Below are 22,423 nucleotides of genomic sequence, written 5' to 3'. Positions count from 1 at the left end.
AAGCAGACCTTGATAGCTAGTCAGATACACCAATAACTGCAGATCACTGAACGCGGGTGACTGAGGATTCGAATAACGTGGTCTGTAACTTTGGCTCCAGCAGAATCAACTTGTTTCTGGCTGTATTAAATTCGGGTAAAAAACGCTGAAACCGCTGCATCATGTCCCTTTCAGCGTCACTATCTATTCGCTGCGTTTTCGCCAGCCACCTTGTATAGAAGCCATCAAAGTCGGCTTGCTCAACTTCCTGCAGTTCTTCAGAGACACTCCAGACTTCTTTAACACCTTCGATATTAATATTCAGCGCCAACGACAACCCGGACTGCAACAGGCTGATTAAGGTGCTTAACTCAACTAAAGAGGACAAGGTCAATGTCACCTGAATGTCTGAACGGGCCCGGGCGTCGTTGAGGGTCATCAGATCTGCGTCGCTGGCAGCAATAAATGAATAGTGATTCAAGATGTTGTTCTCTGTGCTGTTGAACTTGCCTGCACTATAACAACTAGCAGCATCGGGCTAAACCCTGAAGTGAACATTCGGAAGTAAAACGTTCGACGACATGAGTGAGTCCTGCACAAAGCACAAAGCAAAAAGCAAAAAAAAGCCCGGTTGCAAGCAGGAATATAGACTAATTTAAACTGAGAAAAACTGAGGCATCGGCGCAAGGGATTACGGAATACGTCCTGTATTCCGTCGCTTCGCGGCCGCGCTGAAGCGCGTTCCAGATTGCTCCCGGCAATCTGGTCGAACCCTGCGACTTCGGAATCCCAAAGAGTGCACAAAAAAAAAGCCCGACCATAAATGGTCGGGCTTTCTTGTTTGGCGTCCCCTAGGGGATTCGAACCCCTGTTACCGCCGTGAAAGGGCGGTGTCCTAGGCCTCTAGACGAAGGGGACAGTAAACTGCCACAAATCTTATTACCAGTAATTGCCTAGGTACATACTGGTAAGCCAGTTTAAATGGATAGCGCCATTTTGAAAGTGGATGATGAGCGGCCTAGTGCTCTTCAATTTCAATGTCCGCACTTACAAAGTAAGTGGCGTCCCCTAGGGGATTCGAACCCCTGTTACCGCCGTGAAAGGGCGGTGTCCTAGGCCTCTAGACGAAGGGGACACTTAGGACAATTTTCAGTTCTCAAGGAGAACTTGGTGGAGCCAGGCGGGATCGAACCGCCGACCTCTTGCATGCCATGCAAGCGCTCTCCCAGCTGAGCTATGGCCCCATTTGTAACCTTCACTTTAAGTAAGGATTACGGTCATTCCTTTGTGCTGGTCTGTCATTCCGTGACAGCGGGGCGCATAATAGAGACGTGACGTTTTTATGTCAAACCTTTTTTTAAGGTTTTTTTAGTTATTTTCTCTGTCTGCTATAAATTTCAGCGCTTTGTCGATTCGTTGCGCAATTTGCTGTTTATTTAACAGGTTTAATGTCACATCCAATGATGGCGAATTGCCAGACCCGGTTACTGCAACACGCAAAGGCATACCCACTTTACCCATACCTACGCCCAATTCTTCAGCAGTATTATTGATTGCCGCCTGAATGTTTTCCGGTTGCCAGTCTTCAACTGCTGCTAATTTAGTCGCGACCAACTCCAGAGCATCTTTTGCCACCGGACGTAAATGCTTTTTCGCAGCGCCCGCATCAAACTCGTCATATTCCTGGTAAAAGTACTGACTGATTTGCGCCAGCTCTTTCAGGGTTTTCACTCTCTCTGCCTGGATAGCGATAATGGCTTCCAGTGCCGGACCATTTTCAGTATTAACACCCAGTTGCTCAAAGTGCCATTTTAAATGTTCTGCCACCTCTGAAGCTGGCAAGGTTTTCATGTAATGTTGATTTAACCAGATCAACTTATCGGTATTAAAAGCAGAAGCCGAAGATGAGATCGCATCAAGGTTAAACAATTCGATCATTTCTTCTTTACTGAAAATTTCCTGATCGCCATGAGACCAGCCCAGACGCACCAGATAATTCAATAATGCTTGTGGCAAATAGCCATCATCGCGATATTGCATAACGCTGACAGCACCGTGACGCTTTGACAGCTTTTTACCATCGTCACCCAAAATCATGGAAACATGTGCATATTCAGGTAACGGAGCCCCCAGCGCTTGCAGGATATTAATTTGACGAGGCGTATTGTTAATGTGATCTTCACCACGCACTACGTGAGTAATACCCATATCCCAGTCATCAACCACCACACAAAAATTATAAGTGGGCGTACCGTCACTACGCTGAATAATCAAATCATCCAATTCACTATTCGCGATTTCTATTTTACCGCGAATGTGATCATTGATAACCACCTTGCCTTCCAGCGGGTTTTTGAAACGAATAGCATAAGGCTGCCCTTCCGGGTGATCAGTGCGCTCTCGCCAGGTGCCTGGATAACGGGGTTTTTCGCCTTTGGCCATTTGCTCTTCGCGAATCTTATCCAGTTCCGCAGCTGGCATAAAACACTTGTAGGCTTTACCTTCATCCAACAACTGTTGAATTAACTCTTTGTAGCGATCAAAACGCTTAGTTTGATAGTAAGGGCCGTCGTCCCAATCTAAACCAAGCCACTGCATTCCTTCTAAGATGGCATCTATCGCTTCCTGAGTGGAACGTTCGATATCGGTATCTTCGATTCTTAATACAAATTTGCCGCCTTTATTTTTGGTGTATAACCAGGAATATAATGCGGTTCTGGCACCACCAACGTGCAAATAACCGGTGGGACTGGGCGCAAAACGCGTCGCTACTGTCATGTTTATCCTAATGAAGAGTTTTAAAAAAGTGCGCGCATTTTAACAGCGAATACGATCAAAAAGAATGGTATCCGGCCTATCACTTCAGCAAAAATAGTCAATTTTGTACTATTCAGTCAGGCATTTTTCATGCACTCTGACTACCTGAAAAATCACAGAGCGCTAATTCGTGAGCCTGGCCCTGACTAAAGAGCAAGCTGAATACCGGTTTATTCCCGAACTGGACAACCTGCCCCTGCTCAACGCGCAATTTAAAAAGCAGTGTTTTTCCAGGCACGCTCACGAAGGTTATTGCATAGGCGTAATTGAGCAAGGTGCACAGCGCTTCTATCGCAGTGGTGGCAACCACATTGCCAGCGAAAACTGCATTATTCTGGTAAACGCCGACCAGATACACGATGGGCAAACCGCCACAGAACAAGGCTGGCGCTACCGGGCTATTTATCCGCTGGAAAGCATGTTCAATGAAGTCTTGTCGCAATTTGCCAACCAGACAGGTTCACCACTATTCAAAGATCCGGTTGTTTCTGACAGAGATTTAGCCCGGCAATTCAGAACGTTTTTCAGTCTGGCCAATACTGAGACTAACAGCCTGGAGATCCAGTCTATTTATTATCAGGTGATGAGCCAGTTGGTATTGAGGCATGCCTCTGGCATTGTCTCACCGTTGAAAGCCCAGAAAGATAAAAAGGCGGCGCGACAAATCTGTGATTACATCATGGCGAATTTGCACAATTCCATCACTACCGAAGAGTTGTCGCAATTAACCGGTTTAAACCCTTTTTATTTAATTCGTGTTTTCCAAAAGACCATGGGTTTACCGCCACATGCCTGGCAAAATCAAAAGCGCCTGTTAAAAGCCACTGATCTATTAAAATCCGGTTTAAGTGCCACAGAATCAGGTATTGCTGTTGGGTTTAATGACCAAAGTCACTTTAATCGACATTTTGTTCGCATGTGGGGCACCACACCTGGCCGTTTTCAGAAAGCCTGGATGGCACAAAATTAAATAATCTATTTCAGGTCAATTATGTACAAGCGCAACGTTATCCAACATTTTATTATCTGAAACAGAAATTCATCGCTGATTGCAGGAGTCTATAATCAATGAGCGAACAATTAATAAATGCAGACAATAGCCCTTTACCCTCCCCCACACCGGGTCAGACGTTTGCACAAGGCGCGTTAATCAGTTTACCTTTGATTATAGCGGCAATCCCGTTTGCAATCGTTTATGGCGCATTGGGCGAAGCACTGCAATTGAGTTTTTGGATAGTTATTGCCCTTTCCATGTTCGTTTTCGCTGGGGCCTCACAATTTATCGCCCTTAACCTGATGGCCATCGGCGCGCAATTTCCCATAATCGTATTTACCGTGTTTTTGGTAAACCTGCGACATACCCTGTACGCCATGACATTGACCCCGTTTTTAAAAACACAGAGCGTCTGGCAAAAGGTGGCCATGGCCTTTTCGCTGACAGATGAAACCTTTGCAGTGGTGGTAAATCGCGCAACTCAAAATAAACAGCATCTGGGTTGGTTTTACGCTGGCTCCTCACTGTTGATGTATATTAACTGGATATTCTGGAGCGCAATGGGTTTTGCCGTGGGTGCCCAGTTCCCTAAATTGCAACATTTTGGCCTGGATGTGGCTATGGTTGTGGCCTTTACCGGCATTGTGGTGGCGTCATTAAAAACCAGCAGTCACTGGTATTGTATGATTGCAGCGGCTATTGCAGCAGTACTGACTTATCACTGGCCCTATCAGCTGGGATTATTGTTCTCCGCCTTTTTCGCCATCGCTGTAGGTGTGTTTTCAGAGCGCTCCAGCAAAAAAACAAATAGTCAGTTGCAGGAGGAACAGGTATGAATGAAATTCTTTTGATTGCAGCCATGGCCATAGTTACCTTTATTCCCAGGTACCTGCCCTTTGCTTTGTCTGAGCGATTGCGTTTTCCAAAGCTGATTCAGGATGCTCTGCAATATGTACCTGTTGCAGTACTGACCGTCATCATAGTGCAATCCAGTTTCTTTCAGCAACGGGAGCTGCAACTGTCAGGAAGTAATCCTTATTTGTGGGCTGTGTTAAGTGCTTTTATTATCGCCCGGTTACAAAAGAACATGTTGATCACTATTTTGACGGGCATGGCAGTGTTTGTTTTAGCCCGGTGGTGGCTGATGTAAATCAGCCATATTGTGCAAATTACAGGCACAGTGTTTTTAAAATGAACATTCAATTACAACAACGTAGAATTAATAGCCAGTTAACTAACTTTTTTTAGATTAGGTGTTGACAGTTTTCGGCGCATCCCTATAATGGCGCTCCACTTACCGGAGACGGTAAGCGAAGCAAGAAACGGGCGCTTAGCTCAGTTGGGAGAGCATCGCCCTTACAAGGCGAGGGTCACTGGTTCAAGTCCAGTAGCGCCCACCACTTTAACCTCTAAAGTGATTTCGTTTCAGGCTTCAACAATCCACATTTTATGTGGGCGCTTAGCTCAGTTGGGAGAGCATCGCCCTTACAAGGCGAGGGTCACTGGTTCAAGTCCAGTAGCGCCCACCACTTTGGATCTACCCACTTAACGGGGGATCAGCATTCATCTCGTTCTGTTAATTCGTAAATTACCTTGATGTAATCAATAGCAGTTGATTTCCACCAACGAGGTTTAATCCTTCCATGGTGGCGGCTTCCAGCTCGACGTCCACTTGTCTCGCGTTCGGACCTGAAACAGGTCCAGGTATTCCCTGTTTCCGGGCGGTCCTCACCCATCCACAATGGGTCATCACTCTTATTCTATAATTTTCAAAATTTCTGAAGCCATAGGCGCGTCTGGATATCATTTCCATTTTGTTGTGGAAGCCTTCTGTAATGCCGTTGTTTCTTGTAAAACGACACATAGCCACAATCGGTTGCAGCCAGTTGCTGAGTTTTGTGTTAAGGGACGATCAAGGTTTGTGTATATTGAGGTGTTGTTGATTAAGAAGTGAGAAGAACAAAAGCAAACCCACCTCCCCCGGAGGTGAGTTTGCTGTCTTTAGTTAGAAAGAGTAAGTGATTCTGGCCCCAGCCTCTCGTGGAGCTCCTAAGGTGTATCCCTGGGTACCGTCTGCCGACGACAAGTTATTACTGATGTCGTATAGCTTATCAGTCAGGTTACGAACATAAACTTCAAACTTTAGGTTGTCCAATTCGTAGCCACCATTTACGTTCACCAGCGTATAGCTGTTAAGCTCACGGGTATTGGCAACATCTGAGTAGGTCGAGCCGGTATAAGTCACATTGGCACTGAGGAAAAAGCCACTGTCGTTGGCATAATTCAAACCGATAACCGCCGTCTCTTCCGGGGCAAAGGCAAACGAGTTACCACTGTAATCAGCTGAACCATCCGGTGACTCGAATGTGTCGTATTCAGTCTGGGATAGTGCAATACCGGTGAACAAATCCAACGTATCACTTAATTCATAGGTAAAGCTAAGCTCGGCACCAGACAAGGTGGATTCACCGGCATTAACCGTCATAGTGAAAGCAGAATTACTGGTACCAGGTTCCTGGATAGAAACCTGCTGTTTGGTCCAGTCGCTGTAGTAAATATTAGCGTTAAATACCCCTTTGCTGTCGAGCACCACTGCGCGCAGCGAAAATTCATAGTTCCATAGTTCTTCTGCGTCAAAATTATTGATGCCGTTAAGCAGCGTCAGTTCAGAACCCCCTGAGCGATAGCTTTTCTTGACAAAGAAGCTGGTTGAAACATCGTCGTTCCACCTATAGGTCACACCGGCATGAGGCAGAAAACTACTGAAATCTTCTTTCTGTTTAGTCTCAGGAATAGCGGTAATCAGGCCCTGTAACTGTGAATTGACCAGGAAAATAATCTGATCGATCGTGACGCCACCTAAGTCAACACCGCCAAATGGACCGCCCATCGAAGGTAGCACGTAATCAGACTGAGTATTAGTTGCTGTCAGATATTCCTGCTCTTCAATGTCGTAACGCAATCCCGCATTCAATACCCAATTGTCACCCAGATCGAGCTCCCATTCAGAAAACACCGCCCAGTTTGAGGTGTCCACGTTGGTTTTACCTGACTGTGCAATATCAAAGTACGGTTCATACAATGCAACGGGCAGCACAGCTGTAGTTGTTAAAACTGCACCAAGACCAGGCATGAAGTCATCAAACAGCACCGGCAGATTATAGTCAAGTACACTGGTTTGGCTCCGCTTTGCTTCTATTTCTGACACGTACAAACCCGAGCTTCCGCGAATACCGTCGCCTATGTAGTTAGCACGAAATTCCTGTGACCAGTTGTTATCTTCGCTGGTGCGATTAATCGTGCCACCACCGCTGCCCACCTGACTGGGGGTCTGGTCTGAATCACTCAATCTCACCCGCTCACCGCTTTGAAAAGCCGAGATGCTCTTTAAAGACCAGTTGTTATTAATGGCATAATCAATATTCAGTGAAAACAGGTCGGCGTCAGTGTCAAATTTGGCTTCCGAATCTGCTGTTGTAACGCGATCTTCTTTGTCATAACCGTCCACCAGGTATGAACTGGTTCCACCGTATTCACTTTCAATCCGTTGATAAGAAAACACAGATTTAACGTCTTCAGTTGGCTGATACAGCCACTTGAGGCGATAAACATTATTATTTGCGTGACCGTAATCGTCTTCGTTGCGGGTTACGTTAGTAACGTAGCCATCGGATTCGTTTTGCTCCACAGCCAGTCGAATAGCTGAGACGTCGTCGACCAGACTAAAGTTGGCTGCCCCTTTTATCTCCTGCCTGCCGTATTCTCCGGCCCCAAATCTAATTTTTCCGCCATTTTCAAAAGTTGGATCGGCAGTGTTAATAACAACTGCACCTGCCAAAGCATTCCGGCCAAGGTTAGTGGATTGTGGGCCTCGCAATACCTCAACCTGGCCTACATCCCAGAGCTTTCCGGCGGCTTCGTTTTTTACCCAGCCGGTCAGCGTTACGCCATCAATAACGATGGATGCCAAATCACCGCGATTAGGCAGAGAAGCACCATCACTGTTTCTGACACCGCGAATGCGAAAACTGAACTGATCGCCGGTTACACCCGGAGTTTGCAAAAACACATCTCCCAGATCTTCCAGGTTGCGTTGCTCCAGAGACTCTGCGGTAAATACGGCGACACTTTCTTTGGTTTCCTGGAGCGTATTGGCCAGCTTTTGACCGGTAACAATAATGCGCTCAACTTGCTTTTCTGAGACTTCATTTTGTTGTGCCGAAACCGAAAAGCAAGCGAGTCCGACGGCAATGGCTAAACTGCTTTTGGAGAAATTGTTCATTGTTTGTTTCCTTTAGTAAAACCGAAAATTGTTAATATCTTTGGAGTTTGTGTGAGACCAGATCAGGTTTAGTTGTTCATTGCGGTGTGGTTTTCTGCTGGTGAGGTTTGGTATTTCAGCACTTTAACTGCCGTTGCCAGCAGTATGATTGCGGTCAGCAATAAACCCGCACTAACGTAGCCAGGTATGTAGTACCCATTCGATATCAACCGTGTCATGGTCTGTCCTAAAACAAGCCACTCGAAGATGACTGTCAGGGCCAGCAACGCGCTACTGGCTATCAAATTCACACCGATAAATGGGCGTAGCTTTTTGGCAAAGAATCCGGCGATAGTGATAAGTAGCAGGGTTAATCCAAACGCATATTCAATCACGTGTTCCCGCTCGTGGGTGGCTTCTGGCAGTGTCCTTTCCAATAAAAAGGCAAACGCTGTCGCCGTAATCACGCCGATACAGGCACCCAGAGTGGCCCCCCGGGTAAAAGCCAGCGTCTTGGGGTAAGCGTTTTTTTGCTGACGTTTCACTACCCATAACACGTTCCCGGCTACGATCATGGCGCAGAATGCCATCGCAAGTACAAAGTAAATGAGTCGCATATCTGTGCCCGCAAAATTGGCAAAATGCATGGAATACAACATCAGTAATCCGGTTGAAAATGCGTTGTCTTCTGGCAGGTTCATATCATCGGGGTAACTATCGCTGACAACCTGATAATAGCGGGTAAATGCCTGGTTAAAACCCGTGTTGTAGATTCCAATGGCCTGGATAACTGCACTTTTGTCACCATACCCAAATAAGTTCAGGCCAGTCACTTCTGCATCGTTTTGTTGCGCCAGGCTCGCTGCAAAGTCACTTAAGTCTGGCATGGGGTAAGATTCACCTGATGCTTCACCCCTGTGATTGTAAAATCCTGCGTCTTGCGCAATAGCATCCGTATCACCATTGTAAAGCAACAGAGCACTGGGGATTTGTACCAGAATCAGAAGGTTGAGTATTACGCCGGTTAACGCATACATGATGGCGTAAGGCAGGCTGATAACACCGACAACGTTGTGCATGTCGTTCATCTGCGAGCGAGTATTCTGATCTTTGCGATACAGAAAAAAGTTTTTAACAAGGTTTTTCAGCTGAACAACGACGCCAGTGATGATAATGACAAAGAAAAATAAGGTGATCAGTCCAACGATATACAGACCTTGAGGAAGGCGTAAGTTGTAATGTAACTGGTATATAAAATTGGATAACTCAAAAGGGCTGTGCTCGGTAAAAACCTCACCGCTGTATGGATCAACAAGAATATCTTTGTATTCTTTTTTAATCTGTTGTTGTGCTTCTTTAACATCCGCACTTTCCGCTGCTGCCGCGGGCGCTATCGGCACCTGAAAATACATTCGCAAATACGGCATTTTGTCATTGGGGAATCGCACAGATATGCGTTCACCCGGTAAAATACTATGGGTGCGAATTTGCTCTTCTACGATGTGATTGTAGTTTATGCGATTTCCACTGGCTTTCGCTTTGGTATCAATGTCGTAGTATGGCAGTTTCGCCCACTGGTCGATTTCTGCATGAAAAAACGTAATCGCGCCAGCCCAAAATACAATGAATAGTGGCAATGAGATAATTAAGCCGACCCAGCCATGAGCATTGAGTGCATTTTTTAATGTTTCTGATTTCATAAACCACCCTGTGCGTAAAACCAGTAATTGAACAGCGCAGAAAGGAGAAAGCCTGCCAGGCAAATTAACACCGGCTTTTTAATTGACTTCACAGAGTAAAACCAACTAATCAAAATACTCCAAAGCGTAAACCCACCAATAACCGCGATTAACAGAAATACATCTCTGGGAATCGGTACGGCAAAGCCAATATTGATAAACAGACTCATGCTGAGTAAAAAGCCGAGCAAAAGGCCGATTAAGGATTTGGTCCATAGCGATTCAGACCACATAAAAGCCACCAATCAGAGCCGTAATGGTCGTTAGTACCGTGCCATGGATCAGAAGCCACCGCTGCTGAGGGAAATAAGGAGCAATCAACGCCAAAGCAATCCAAACAAGCATAATCATCACCAGAAGGATCAGCACTGCAGCTAGCCAGTTATGCAGATTTAGTAGCAACAAAAATGCCCCAGGCAAACTAAGGCTGAACAGAAACCAGCCCAATGGTTTGGCTAAAGGACGTGACAATACAGCCTGACGCTCCGACGCCAGATAGACCATCAGGATACCCAGCCAGCACAAGATCAACGCTGCGCTATTAATGACAAAAACCATAGATTTATTATCTGGAATAGGTGTTTTTACAGTAGCGGGAATATTAATCGAAATTCGCACCATTTAATACTATTAATACAAATTATAATCACTTGCATTATTATTTTTAACATTTGAAAATCCGGTTTCCTAATCCACATAATTCGGTGCGTGTATCTGGCTGTGTCACTTTTCTCAGTGTCTACCCCATTGCTCTGTTGTTGCCGACTGTACCCCTGACAGGTAAAAAATTTGGCGAAGCGTTCGATATCTCAATTGAGTGGCCAGGAAGAAGATAAAGCAGCAACAGAAAAGACCAGCAAACTTCCTGCATGCAAGTCCGAAAAGTCTGAATAAGATAAATAAAGTGGTTTTAATATGAAGTGCAGACCTGAAAATTGTAATCAATTTTTAGGCGTACCATGTAGGAAATAACTTGGGGTTATCTATACGACTACTAACGCGATTGAAGTCGTTTATCGTCATTATCTTAAAATAAGAGAGCATTTCCCAACCAGAACAGCTTGTTAAAGTAGCTGTATGCGGTCATACTCAAAGCCATTGAAAAGTGACCTATGCCAGTACAGAATTAAACTCAGTCGCTTTCACAGTTGGCTATCCTTTAAATGGACAGACTGGGTAATGTGCTTAACATTTAATCTACTGACACGGAATTTTAAACACCTTCTGAATGAATTTTCATACCATTAAATCCGTAACTTGCCTGCGAGCTGTCGGGGTTTTAGTAATCGTACTTGGACACTTAAAAGTTTCTTGGCTGGCCGGAGATCATCTTGCTGTAGATATGTTTTTCGTTATATCAGGTTACTTTCTCGCAATGATGATCGACAAAGGGAAAAAAAGGAAGGTTTTTCTTTTAGGCAGTACTTCCATCGTCGCATTATTCGGCTTTTTCCTTCACTTATTTTTGTTCTAATATTCACAACGATTGTTGCTTTTTGTCTTTTCTCTCCGAAGCTCCTACTGTCCTACGCTGAATCTTTATTTTTTTCAGCGATTCAGATGAGTAATTATTATTTCTACGCAAATGTAGATTATTTCGACATAGAGTCTTACCAGCGCCCTTTGTTACACACCTGGTCATTGTCAATTGAAGAGCAATTTTTTGTTATAGCACCATTTATAATGTTGTTTTTGAGAAGAAAGTTAGGTACTTGGAAAATAGTATTTGTGTTGTTTCTTGTAAGTATTACTAACTTAGTTTTAATCTACATGCTCAAAAATTACACACCCGATAAATCTGTTTGGATTCCTACTAGTGGTCAAATAGCCGCTAATGTTAATAATTCACTTTTTTATCTACCTCAATTCAGACTTTTTGAGTTTTGTATAGGAATGGGAGGTTATCTTATACAAAGATTTATACCTGATAAACAATCTCCTCAATTATTTTTATTTGCGTGGTTCCTAATAATTGGTTCTTGGATTCTTATAGATAAGACTCAGTTTCCGTCACCCTATATTTCACACCTACTACCTTGCATCTCAGTATTACTATTAATTTACTCTGGCAATCAAAAAATATATGCCAAGAATGCAATTAACAAATGGCTTATTCCTATAGGAGAAGCAAGTTATTCTATTTATTTAGTGCATTGGCCCATTGTTGTATTTGGATTTTATCTCGGCCTTAATTCTGAAAGATTTCTGGATACACTTTTTTTATTTTTTTTAATCATAGTATCTGGGCGTTTAGTGTATACAATGATTGAGAAGCCTCTAAGAGTTCTCGGTTATTCTGAAGACAGGGCAGGAAGAAATTTAGTTGTAACATGTATTTTTTTGTTACTAGTGTTGATTTTGGTGAGTATTAAGTTAATTCAGGATAGAGGTATTCATTTCGGTCACCCTCCAGCAATCAGCGATAAAGATTTAAAAAACTACAATGAACTTTCGCTCCCCCAAAAAGCCTATACTAATATAGCAATTATAGGTGACAGTCATGCAACACATTTGATACCTATGTTTAGGTCACACTTTTCAGAAATGAACATTGCGGTAGAAGGATATACGGGTTCAGGTTGTGTGCCTATCCCTGGAATATCGGCGTTCAGGTATTATAAAGGGCCGATCTCCTTTGTAGAGCCGGATATTATTAGTCCACATTGCAAAAAATATCATCGAAATCTTTTGACTAAAGCACTTGAACAGTTTGATGTTTTCATCATATCAGCAGGTTGGTCCTATTATTTTGGCGATGATTTTGACAGCAAAAGCGTATTAATAAAATATTGCGAAAATCAAGTCTGTACTGAACATGAAGAGCAAATAAAGCTCGCCTTTGAAAAATTTATTGATTTCTTATCTATAAACGGAAAGTTGATTGTTTTATTTAGTCAGGTTGCACTCACAGGAATTGATACATTTGATTGTATTCAGAGGCCATTTTCTGCCAGTAGTCATTGCGAAAGTGCGCTTACAGCAAGTCAGGCAGCATCAAAAAGCAAAGGTTTAGACAACTTCTTTAGTACATTGGCTAAAAAGTATGAAAACGTTCTGTGGATAGATCCAAAAAATAAAATGTGCGACCAAATAAAAGATCGATGCATAATACAGATTGACGAAGTTCCTATATATCGCGACAACAACCACCTTAGTGCAGTGGGCTCTCAAAAGTTAGGCACATTATTGTATGAAGATTTTATAAAAATTGAGAAGCTTGTCTTAACCAACGACAATTTCGGTCAACTTGAGGGTGTTCAATCTTCTGTTTCAGATGATTAAATATTGAATAAAAGGGGGCACCTACTAACCAACCGTTAAACTTCTGCCTTTTTCTTTAGTAAGAGGCTTTTACGATCAGCTGTGGCAGACTATGTTCTGCCAATGTTGTTTTTACCTCATATTTTGTAAGCGTCCGACTAATTACACCTGCTAATTGAGTTTCTGCCTCGATATTCTGTTGTCATCAAGCCAGGCATGTGGCAACCCGAAAAACTAAAACCCGCACTGCGCTTTAGGAGCTGCCAGTTTGATGTACCGACAGGTGCTGATCCACAGTGGCAGTGAACGGTCTATCTGGATTGCCTGGTCGTTCGCAGCCGTGACTCTGGAGCCGTTCAGAATAAGTCTGTTTACCTTGCGCTGGGTATCAAGTCGTTGCTCCTAACTTGTAGCTTTCAAAGTTACTAAAGCCATAGGTTCTGTGGGATAACATCTCCATTTTATTGTGAAACGCTTAAGTCATCCCATTAATTCTTTCTTATCTCTCATAGCATGTATCGGTTGCAATCAAAAAGTCAATGTCTTGGCCAGTCTTTATAGGGGGCTAACGATCACCTGCTTCAGTAATTTCAGAAAACCAGGTAGCAGTTGACTCATGTAACTTTCATTGACTGATTTACGTAGTATAAAATGATTCAGTGTTTGTTTTCCCTCATAAAGCCGTTTCAAAATGGCGAAGTTTTCAAAATTTAACATCGCGTTTTCAAACTGCTCATAGTGTAACTACGACTGATATTACCCCATTAGACTTCATTGATATGTATCGTCCTACAATTAATTTTAATTTCAAAAAGAAACAGTATATTAAAGCCCAAATGTGCAATACAAACAACAAAACATACACTTCCACATATTATACTTTAGTCTAAAATAAGTTGTTTAGCAGTGGTAATTTAAACACTTCGATGCTACTTTTCAAATTGAAAAAATTAAGATACTTACAAAATTAAAATAGGATCTATGTATTTACGAAACGCGATTAACTTAAGAAAATCTTACGCGGCATCAGGTAATAATACATTCTCAACCACACTTGTAGCTATGAAATGTTTTTCAATACAGTTTCACATCAACTAAAGGAAATTCAATTTCATGAAGAAACCTTGGCACATTTTTTAATTTTCCAACTGAAAATAAATAAAATATTTTTTGACAATGAAGAGTATTCGACGTCGACAGAAAAATTCAAAGCAGCTATTAAGTTAACAATAACTTTCCATATAACTCTACAACAAGAACGAAAAACATTCGGAAATTCGTGAGAATTACAATTTATGCTTAAAAATCTAAGAATTTACCAGAAAATCTACCTCCAAGGTTTCTTACAGTTCCTTACAATCTTTTTAATAGGGGTTGTAGCTATTTTTCAGATGAATAAACTTGGTGCTAAAATCACAGAAATAGCAAAAGAAGATATCCCGCTAACACGTCTATTGACAAAAGTCACAGAACATCAACTTGAACAAGCAATATTCCTGGAAAGAGTATTCTTCAAGGCAACTTTGGTCAACATGGGGTACCTGGGAGCCGAGGAAGAATTTAAAAAAAATGTGAAGCTGGTTACAGAATATCAAACAATAACTGAAAATGAGCTAAAAAAGGCAGCTTTATTTACTCAGGAGGCAATTAGTAATTTAAATAGTGAAGATACAACTAAGGAATACCAGATAATTTTTAGTAAACTCAAACTAATACAATTGAATTTTGAAAACCTGAAAATTGAAACTAAAAACGCACTCCAACTTGCCCATTCTGGTCAAATTAATGAAATGATAAAGCAGGCTTCAGTTGTCGAAAAAATTGAAGATAAAATAGACCATGAAGTTGTGATGTTATTAGATTCAATCCAAAGCTTTACGCAAGAGTCAGCGACACAAGCTGAATCCGTCGAACGTCTGGCTATTAAAATGATTGTAGGAATATTCATTGTTGCACTGTTAATTTCTGTTTTACTTCCATTTGTTGTAAGTCGCTCAATTGTCGTACCTATTAATAGTCTATTATCACGACTGAAAAACGTATCTGAAGGAGATGGCGATCTGCGACTCCGTTTAGACGAAAACGGAAAAGACGAAACTGGTGATGTCGCCAGAGCATTCAACAAGTTTATGATCTTGTTGAACAAAGTTATCAAAGGGGTATCAACTCAAGCTGATGAGCTAGGTCAGCTTGCCGAAGAAGGGCTTCGAGCCATGGATGCAACTTTAAAAAATGTTGAAACACAACACCTTGAAACTGAAATGGTTGCCACTGCGGTTGAAGAAATGAGTGCAAACACCCAAGAAGTGGCAAGAAGTACAAATGAAGCCAGTGTTGTGGCGGAAACTGTCAAAGAAAAAGTTGCATCTGGGCAGCAAACAGCCAGAGAAGCAAGAGTTATTATTGAACAACTAGCTGACCAAGTTCAAGACGCATCTAATGTCATCGCTAGTTTGGTAGCTGAGACAGATAGTATAGGTACGGTTACTGATACCATTCAAAGTATCGCAGAGCAAACCAATTTACTCGCACTCAATGCTGCAATTGAAGCAGCAAGAGCCGGAGAAAGTGGTCGCGGGTTTGCGGTAGTAGCTGATGAGGTCAGGTCTCTGGCACAACGAACAAGAGAATCAACAATCAATATACAAGAGCTTGTGCAGAGACTTCAAACAGAATCAGCAAATGCTGTAGAAAGTATGGCAAAAGGCAAAAGCAGTACAGCAATTTGTTTAACCAAAGGGGAAGATACCGCCAAGGCATTTGTTGAGGCCGCGAATGCTGTAAATCAAATTTCAGATCTTAATACCCAGGTTGCAGCTGCATCGGAACAGCAAGCCCAGGTTGCACAAGAAGTTAACAAAACACTAATGAACATCACACAAATAGCAGAAGAAACTGCTGTGGGCGCAAGGCAAACTTCAGTTGCTAATGAGAATATTGCGAAGCGATTGATAGAGCTACGTACCAATATTAATATTTTCAAGACATCCTGATTAGTTGTTAACCAAAATATAGAATGATATTGCTCTGCAACCAGAACTACTATAATTAGTTATATGATAATTATGATTTAAATACAGTTGCTACATGTATAAAAATAGGAAGACTAAAAATGACCTTAAGAAAATACTCACTCACGACATTGTGTGCACTTATAAGTATTAACGCTTTAGCGGCTGGTGATGCTAAGCATTTTCCGGGAGTTTTCCTAGGTTCCACCAATTTTGACGGGGAAACTGATTTTACATTCGGAGTAGAATACGAATATAAGTTTAATAAACAATTCGGGGTCGGAACAGTTTGGGAAAGGACAATAGATGGACATGAAGGTGATGGGGTTAATTTGTTTGCAAGCTCTCTATTCTACCACCCTTCTGACCAGTGGCGATTCGGCTTAGGCTTCGGAGAGGAGCAAATTAGGGGCTCTAAGCCAAAAGAAAAGGATTTATGGAGAATAAGCGCAACATTTGAGCATCCATTTGAATCTTTCATTATTGCACCAACAATTGCGATTGACTTTATTGACAGCGATAAGGCTATTGTTGCAGGAGTAGCTATAATATTACCTTTATAGACAAAAAGGTAAATTGGTGATAGCAGTCAACGGATCTGTCAAGGATTTCTTATAAATTGTTAATAAACGACACTTTCTTTCTAAATCCTTTACAAACTCGACCTGATAGCCCAATTCGCGATAAATTTTCCTGAGTACCGGAATGTGGTAATTTTCTGTTTCCTTGTGCTGGCGGTAAACCAGTACGATTGATTTGTCATTAGCCAGACTTATTCCCGGTTTAATAACCAGCAAACATCCCAGAATAAGACTCACCCATGTTAAACGGATTTTCATAATGGCTCCGATGCCAACCATCTCACAGTAAAAGCAGCTATAAAATCGATTGAGCTATCACTTTTTGTGCAGTACAGATTAAATTAAAGATTCAGGTTAAGAATTATGCAAGCACTTCAGACATCTTTATTAAATTGATTTGAATCCATCCTTATCTAGTTGAAAGTGTAATCATCATTTTTATCAGTTTACATAGAATCCAATCAGACCAGTAGATTGTGAAGCAAATACAACTTTTAGTCATATTTAAAAAATCGATGTCTTGCTTATACCTCATCTTTATATAAAAACAGTATAAACAATTTGCTACTATGAATGATAATCCTTATCATTCGCGACATCCTTATTCTTTATACACTCAAGCACACACTATCAATTTGGAATTTTTCAAAAATGTTATCATCCAACTCACGTAATTCAGTACTCCCAATGCGACAATCACTGATCGCAGTGGGTATTTTAGGCGCACTACATATGCCGCTTCAGACATTGGCGCAACAAGTTGAATCTGACGTAACACCGCAGGTGGCTGAACAACAAGAACAAAAGTCACTGGAGAGAATTCAGGTCACCAGCCGGGCACTTAATCTGTATCGCAACGGCGAATCCGATTCCGGGAAGTTGAGTGTCGACCCGCTCAATTCCACCCAAATGATCACGTCCATCAACGAAAACCTTATCAAAGACCAGGGAGCGCGTGATGCCAAAGATCTCTATCGCAATATCGCCGGTGTCAGCTTATTCAGTTATGCCGGCGTAACGGCACGCGGTTTTCGTCAGGAAGAAATCTACTTTGATGGCTTGCGTGGAGATCCCTATGTCGGGTTCAACGTTCCGCAACTGTTTAATGTCGAGCAGGTAGATTTTTTAAAAGGTCCGGCAGGTATGCTATATGGTGCAGGTGATCCGGGTGGTATATTCAACTATGTCACTAAAAAGCCCAAAACTGAAACACAGGCAAATGCCCGCCTGATCTTAGGCACTGACAAGCGTTTCGGTGGTTCGGTAGAAGCAACCGGAGAAACCTTTAACAACCAAAGTGGTCGCGTTGGCTTATTTTACGAAGAACAGGATGGATTTCGCGATAATACCGCCAGCGAAGTGACCATTGTCGACCTGGGCTATCGCTTTGAATTTGAAAATGCCCTACTCACCACCCAGTACACCCATTATGCACAGGATCTGGATGGCAACAGATTACGTGGTGTGCCCACCAATGATGAGGGTGAGTTCTACACCGATGTGAGCTGGAATCATAACGAAGCCAGCGACTTTTTAAACCTTCGCTCAGATGTTTTTCAGGTAAGCCTTGAAGGTGCTATCACCCGTAATCTTAGCTATGACGCGAAAGTACGGTTTATCGATAATGAACAAGATCAACAATATCACGAACCCAGAGTGTTGATTGACCTCGACATGGATGAGATCCCCGATTTAGTACTTCGGGAATTTAGAGATCAAATCCGCGAAGAGCAATCTACGTCCGTGGGTATTAACTTTGAATATCAGTCAACGGCATTCGGTGCACAACAACGTACCGCGTTTGGTATTGAGCATTTTGATGGCGATTTTGACGGCTACTTTGGTACCTATCGCCCTTACAGCGGTAATGATGATATCGCCGCGATAGTGTCCAGATACCTGTCGGGAACATCGCTGGCAACGGATATTGTTCCACTGAGACTCAATGATCCGGATTACGGATTAACTGACTCAGACAGCTATTTACCGAGTTACCGAGATTCGTCTTCCACGCAAAAGCGCCAGGGCGCCTATCTACTCAATGAACTGGCGTGGCAACAATTCACCCTGGTAGCAGGCATCAGAACCGACAAGTTTGAAGATGGCTCAGCAGGCAGTGACTTTGATGATACAGAACAAACGTTTCGCCTGGGAGCAATTTACAAACCATCAGAAAATGTCTCAATCTATACGCAGTGGGCAGACTCCTACCAACCGCAAAGCATCGGTAACCAGGCAACAGAAGTGGGCGGCTCTTTTGATCCGGTCACCGGAGAGATTATTGAATTAGGTATAAATGCCGAACTGTTTAATGAATCCACCCTGTTCCGCGCTGCAATTTACCAGATTAAACGTCAGAATATTCTGCAAAATACCGGTACAGATCCGGAGAATGATGGTCGTGACAACCTGGCTGCGTTAGGCGAAGTCACCAGTGACGGTCTGGAAATAGAAGTGTTGTCTGACTTAACCGAAAACTGGGTACTGAGTTTGGCCTATGCATACAATGACGCGGTTATCACAAAAGATAATGGCAGTGGTGGCTTTAGCAACAATGTCGGCGACCAATTTGCCAATGCCCCTCGCAATACCTTAGGTTTCTGGACACGTTACCAGTTACCGGAATACAACCTGGCGTTAGCCTTTGGCGGTGACTATGTAGATGAGCGTCTGAGCCTGTCTGGCCAAACCGTTAAGTCCTATTTTATTGCTGATGCTTCAATCATTTACGAAGTTGACAACTACAGTGTGTTGCTGCGCATAGACAATCTGTTTGACAAAGAATACGCTGAATCAGGATTCCTGGACAGAACCGGTCATTTCCCCGGCGAAACCCGCAGTGCCTTTGTCGAGGTTAACTACAACTTCTAAGGCTATAAACCAGCCTATTTTAAAAACGCTCCATATACGGAGCGTTTTTTTATTCAGGACAGGTCAAACAACCCTGAAAACATATAAAAAGTAAGTGCCAGACATACAGCAATAAACAACACAGAAAGCCACTTTCCCCAACTCATTGTAGTTGTTGCCGCTCGCCAGATAATCGCGTTGCTTCCCGCCTCCTCGCGCTGAATCGATTGCCGCAATAGCCGGTCGTTTTTAGCAATTCTGACACCGTATATAAAGGTGCCGCTAATGGCAAGTACACATAAAACGATACCGAAGACAAAGTAAATAAGTTTAGAAGTCAGGCCTGCGAAAGTCCCAAAATGCAGAGGATCTGCAGCCTCTGAAATGCGAACATGCAGGCTCATGTCCTGCCCCTGCAGAATTTGCAACGTTTCTCCGCTGACCGGATCAAAACTCATCGCGTTAACACGTGGGCGCACCAATAGCGCTTCTGCCTGTCCCTGAAAAGTGACCGTCTGACCGGCTTTTTGTGGCAACAAGATTCGCTCTATTTTTAGCTCGGGATATTCCACGGCCACCTGATGTAACAATGCTTCAAAGCGCTCAGGTGAAGGCAATACCGCCTCGCTGACAGCCTGTTGAGTAACCGCTTTAGCCCGTTGTGGATACTGTGCGTTAGCTCCCCATCTTTCTGCCAGATACCATACTCCCGTTACTGAAATAATCAGCACAAACCACATACTCCAGACACCGGTAAGACGGTGCATATCAGCCCAAAATAGCTGCCTGTTACGGGTTCTGGGCAGACGACTAAAGCCTTTCCACCAACCTTTATATACAACAAAGCTGGTAAGCAACGACAGCAACATAAAAACCCCTAAAATCCCGACAACCGTTATACCAATGACGGTGGGAAGCATCAGGTGACGGTGGGACATTCTGAAAAACCGTTGCCAATTATACCAACGTCCATCCCCCTGATAGGCCCCGCTGTCAGGATGAAAATAATGCCGATGCAAGCCTTGTGGATATTGGTAGATGGCTTCTGTTGCAAACCAGGGATCGATGGGAGCGTTGATGTACATTAAACGCCCTTGCTCAGAATGTGCATACGCCGCGCGGTAAACCGAATCAAAGCGCAACCGATTGACCGAGTCAGGCGAAACGCGCATCGCCTTGTTGGTGGCCCAATCTAATTCGTGAGATAGCACAGCGAGTGTGCCGGTAACTAAAATAAAAGACATCAAAATTGCCAGTTTAAAACCAACAAAACTGTGTATACGAAACCATAGGGCTCTGTTCATAGCAGACTGGATATCCGAATTGGTATTGTGCACATTGACTCCCCACACAAACACCTGCTGCATAGCAGTTTGGTATTCTGTTGTTTGGTGGTTTTCAACTAAGAGGGCGTGTGTATCAGCAACCGAAGCAGGGATTGCCACTCACCACACGTAAGAATAATGATTACACTTCTCATTTACAAGTATTAAACTTGTGCCCGCAAATTTCCAGTGCCCCCATAATCGTTAATGCCTGTTTAACCTACTTCTACCCTTTCCCGGGCCAGCAATTACCAGGGTATTAATAAACCAACTGAGCTTCCAGATGTTTTAAATAGTTATTTACAGCTTCTTCAATTTTCTGCTTGCAAAAGGGCTTCACAATAAAGCTGTTGGCTAAAGATTTAATTTCTACCCGACAATTTTATCACCCTCAATACCTTTAAACTTTGCACCGCTTAGGGGACACAAATGAACGGGAATGGCTCCCACACGCGGTGACTAGTCACCGTCAAGTGCATTAAATCCGATAGTAAGTTGCAGACTTTTGGTCATATCTTCAGCCAGCAGTTGTTGCAAGTTACTAATCTCTTCTTTGACCTTGAGTAGTTGCGCTCTTTCAGCGTCGTCGTCTAATAATGCCGTAAAAGATACAGGTAAGGACGCTGCAGCAGATGCAACAGCAAGCCATTGTTGCTTAATCTGCTGAGCTAATGCGGTTTTTCCGGCATTCTCCAGAATAGCAACAAGATTGTGTGCTTCGTTTTCATTGATCAATGCCGCGGAGGCAGCCAGATTTACCCGTAAATTTTGCATGCTGTGGTCAGCGAACGGCGACTCCGCCAGTTGCGGTATGCCCGGAGCACTTATGCCAAGTGGATAGGTCATTTTATTGTCTTTAAGCAGAATAAAATGTTCAAACCAGTTTGACAGCAGCTCTTCCATCGCATCTTTAGTACCGGAATACGGCTCTTGTCCTTGCATAAAAGCCGCAGCAAATCCATTTGGCTTTTGCCACTCTGCCACTACCTCTGTTGCCATTTGATTCAGGTTACTCACAATCGCCTGGACTACTTCACAGTACTTATCTGCCGGATTGGCCGAGTACACTGCGGGCTCAAATAACAACACTTCCAAAGCCGGAAGCCCCTGCGCACCGACATTCTGGTTGGCCAGCGAGTCAAGGACCGGGGTTTTGCTTAACAACAACTTTTCAACGCCTCGTTTAACTGCCTGGTTACCGTCCGGCCAATACTGGATTCGACTGTGACGACTCTCTGCCGCAACCGGCCCCATTTTAAACCAATTTACAGATTGCCAATGGTTCATGGCGGCTCGCCAATGGTCCTGCAACTGGGCCAATTCCTGAGTATTTAACGCCATATCAGCACAGCCCGATTGCACATTTGCAAGGGTATTGCTCAGCTCTGAATGGAAGTCTTGATAGCCGGGTAATAACTGTTTTTGTGCAACAAATTCCAGGAACTTGCTGTACGCCTGTTCATAATCTGGCGCACTTGCCTTTCCGTTTGCATTAGAGGCCTCAGTGTGTTGCTCAGCATGCTGATTTTCAGCTACCTTTTCTGCGTTACTGCAGGCAAAAACCAGATGCAGACTGATAGAACATACAATTAATTTCTTTAGCAT

General features: G+C 43.2%; 16 protein-coding genes, 5 tRNA genes and 1 pseudogene. 9 read left to right on the top strand and 13 right to left on the bottom strand.

Annotated features, from left to right (window positions below; all coding sequences use genetic code 11):
• Window positions 1-43: 43 nt before the first annotated feature.
• From LJ740_RS19050 to gltX, 5 genes are all read right to left on the bottom strand, one after another.
• Entirely contained in the window at window positions 44-460 is a 417-nt protein-coding gene (locus LJ740_RS19050; RefSeq protein WP_229530719.1) for a hypothetical protein, read from the bottom strand.
• A gap of 361 nt (window positions 461-821) precedes the next feature.
• A tRNA-Glu gene (locus LJ740_RS19045) sits at window positions 822-897 on the bottom strand.
• Window positions 898-1,038: 141 nt separating this feature from the next.
• Window positions 1,039-1,114 (bottom strand) — tRNA-Glu (locus LJ740_RS19040).
• A 33-nt stretch (window positions 1,115-1,147) separates the two neighbouring features.
• A tRNA-Ala gene (locus tag LJ740_RS19035) sits at window positions 1,148-1,223 on the bottom strand.
• A 124-nt stretch (window positions 1,224-1,347) separates the two neighbouring features.
• Window positions 1,348-2,757: a glutamate--tRNA ligase gene (gltX, locus tag LJ740_RS19030; protein WP_229530718.1), complete on the bottom strand. Its 1,410-nt coding sequence runs from the start codon at window positions 2,755-2,757 to the stop codon at window positions 1,348-1,350.
• A gap of 169 nt (window positions 2,758-2,926) precedes the next feature.
• On the opposite strand from gltX, the gene LJ740_RS19025 reads away from it, so the two are divergent.
• From LJ740_RS19025 to LJ740_RS19005, 5 genes are all read left to right on the top strand, one after another.
• Window positions 2,927-3,766, top strand: a complete 840-nt coding sequence (locus LJ740_RS19025; protein ID WP_229530717.1) for an AraC family ligand binding domain-containing protein — start codon at window positions 2,927-2,929, stop codon at window positions 3,764-3,766.
• Between the two features lie 98 nt (window positions 3,767-3,864).
• Window positions 3,865-4,626 carry an AzlC family ABC transporter permease gene (locus LJ740_RS19020; protein ID WP_229530716.1) on the top strand — a complete coding sequence of 254 codons (762 nt, stop codon included), beginning with the start codon at window positions 3,865-3,867 and terminating at the stop codon, window positions 4,624-4,626.
• A complete protein-coding gene (locus tag LJ740_RS19015) occupies window positions 4,623-4,940 on the top strand; it encodes an AzlD domain-containing protein (RefSeq protein ID WP_229530715.1) in 318 nt (105 codons plus the stop codon). Before LJ740_RS19020 ends, LJ740_RS19015 begins: the two co-directional genes overlap by 4 nt.
• Window positions 4,941-5,114: 174 nt before the next feature.
• Window positions 5,115-5,190, top strand: a tRNA-Val gene (locus tag LJ740_RS19010).
• Between the two features lie 53 nt (window positions 5,191-5,243).
• Window positions 5,244-5,319 (top strand) — tRNA-Val (locus tag LJ740_RS19005).
• A 209-nt stretch (window positions 5,320-5,528) separates the two neighbouring features.
• On the opposite strand, the pseudogene LJ740_RS19000 reads toward LJ740_RS19005, so the two are convergent.
• The 5 genes and pseudogenes from LJ740_RS19000 to LJ740_RS18980 all read right to left on the bottom strand — a co-directional run.
• Window positions 5,529-5,681, bottom strand: a pseudogene (locus LJ740_RS19000) (transposase); the annotation flags it as partial.
• A 114-nt stretch (window positions 5,682-5,795) separates the two neighbouring features.
• Window positions 5,796-8,072, bottom strand: a complete 2,277-nt coding sequence (locus LJ740_RS18995) for a TonB-dependent receptor (RefSeq protein ID WP_229530714.1) — start codon at window positions 8,070-8,072, stop codon at window positions 5,796-5,798.
• Window positions 8,073-8,140: 68 nt separating this feature from the next.
• Window positions 8,141-9,751 carry a PepSY-associated TM helix domain-containing protein gene (locus LJ740_RS18990; protein WP_229530713.1) on the bottom strand — a complete coding sequence of 537 codons (1,611 nt, stop codon included), beginning with the start codon at window positions 9,749-9,751 and terminating at the stop codon, window positions 8,141-8,143.
• Window positions 9,748-10,023, bottom strand: a complete 276-nt coding sequence (locus LJ740_RS18985) for a hypothetical protein (protein ID WP_229530712.1) — start codon at window positions 10,021-10,023, stop codon at window positions 9,748-9,750. The genes LJ740_RS18990 and LJ740_RS18985 overlap by 4 nt, the downstream gene beginning before the upstream one ends.
• A complete protein-coding gene (locus tag LJ740_RS18980; protein WP_229530711.1) occupies window positions 10,013-10,411 on the bottom strand; it encodes a hypothetical protein in 399 nt (132 codons plus the stop codon). Before LJ740_RS18980 ends, LJ740_RS18985 begins: the two co-directional genes overlap by 11 nt.
• Before the next feature lie 636 nt (window positions 10,412-11,047).
• Between LJ740_RS18980 and LJ740_RS18975 the strand changes: the two genes are divergently transcribed.
• The 3 genes from LJ740_RS18975 to LJ740_RS18965 all read left to right on the top strand — a co-directional run bounded on the left by LJ740_RS18975 (window position 11,048) and on the right by LJ740_RS18965 (window position 16,625).
• Complete coding sequence (locus tag LJ740_RS18975) at window positions 11,048-13,072, top strand: acyltransferase family protein (RefSeq protein ID WP_324255635.1); 2,025 nt, start codon at window positions 11,048-11,050, stop codon at window positions 13,070-13,072.
• Between the two features lie 1,274 nt (window positions 13,073-14,346).
• Complete coding sequence (locus LJ740_RS18970; RefSeq protein WP_229530709.1) at window positions 14,347-16,044, top strand: methyl-accepting chemotaxis protein; 1,698 nt, start codon at window positions 14,347-14,349, stop codon at window positions 16,042-16,044.
• 119 nt (window positions 16,045-16,163) lie between these two features.
• Window positions 16,164-16,625: a hypothetical protein gene (locus LJ740_RS18965; protein ID WP_229530708.1), complete on the top strand. Its 462-nt coding sequence runs from the start codon at window positions 16,164-16,166 to the stop codon at window positions 16,623-16,625.
• Here LJ740_RS18965 and LJ740_RS18960 read toward each other — a convergent pair.
• Entirely contained in the window at window positions 16,620-16,901 is a 282-nt protein-coding gene (locus LJ740_RS18960; RefSeq protein WP_229530707.1) for a hypothetical protein, read from the bottom strand. The genes LJ740_RS18965 and LJ740_RS18960 overlap by 6 nt on opposite strands.
• Before the next feature lie 429 nt (window positions 16,902-17,330).
• On the opposite strand from LJ740_RS18960, the gene LJ740_RS18955 reads away from it, so the two are divergent.
• Window positions 17,331-19,514 (top strand): TonB-dependent siderophore receptor, encoded by a 2,184-nt coding sequence (locus LJ740_RS18955; RefSeq protein ID WP_229530706.1) that lies wholly within the window; start codon window positions 17,331-17,333, stop codon window positions 19,512-19,514.
• Between the two features lie 53 nt (window positions 19,515-19,567).
• Here the strand turns inward: LJ740_RS18955 and LJ740_RS18950 are convergent, their stop codons facing one another.
• A complete protein-coding gene (locus LJ740_RS18950) occupies window positions 19,568-20,830 on the bottom strand; it encodes a PepSY-associated TM helix domain-containing protein (protein WP_229530705.1) in 1,263 nt (420 codons plus the stop codon).
• Between the two features lie 447 nt (window positions 20,831-21,277).
• Complete coding sequence (locus tag LJ740_RS18945; RefSeq protein ID WP_229530704.1) at window positions 21,278-22,423, bottom strand: imelysin family protein; 1,146 nt, start codon at window positions 22,421-22,423, stop codon at window positions 21,278-21,280.

Source organism: Planctobacterium marinum, from assembly GCF_020687805.1.
In the GTDB taxonomy this organism is placed as follows: domain Bacteria; phylum Pseudomonadota; class Gammaproteobacteria; order Enterobacterales; family Alteromonadaceae; genus Planctobacterium; species Planctobacterium marinum.
Note: the sequence above shows the minus strand (reverse complement) of the source record. Positions and strands in the feature narration are given on the sequence as shown.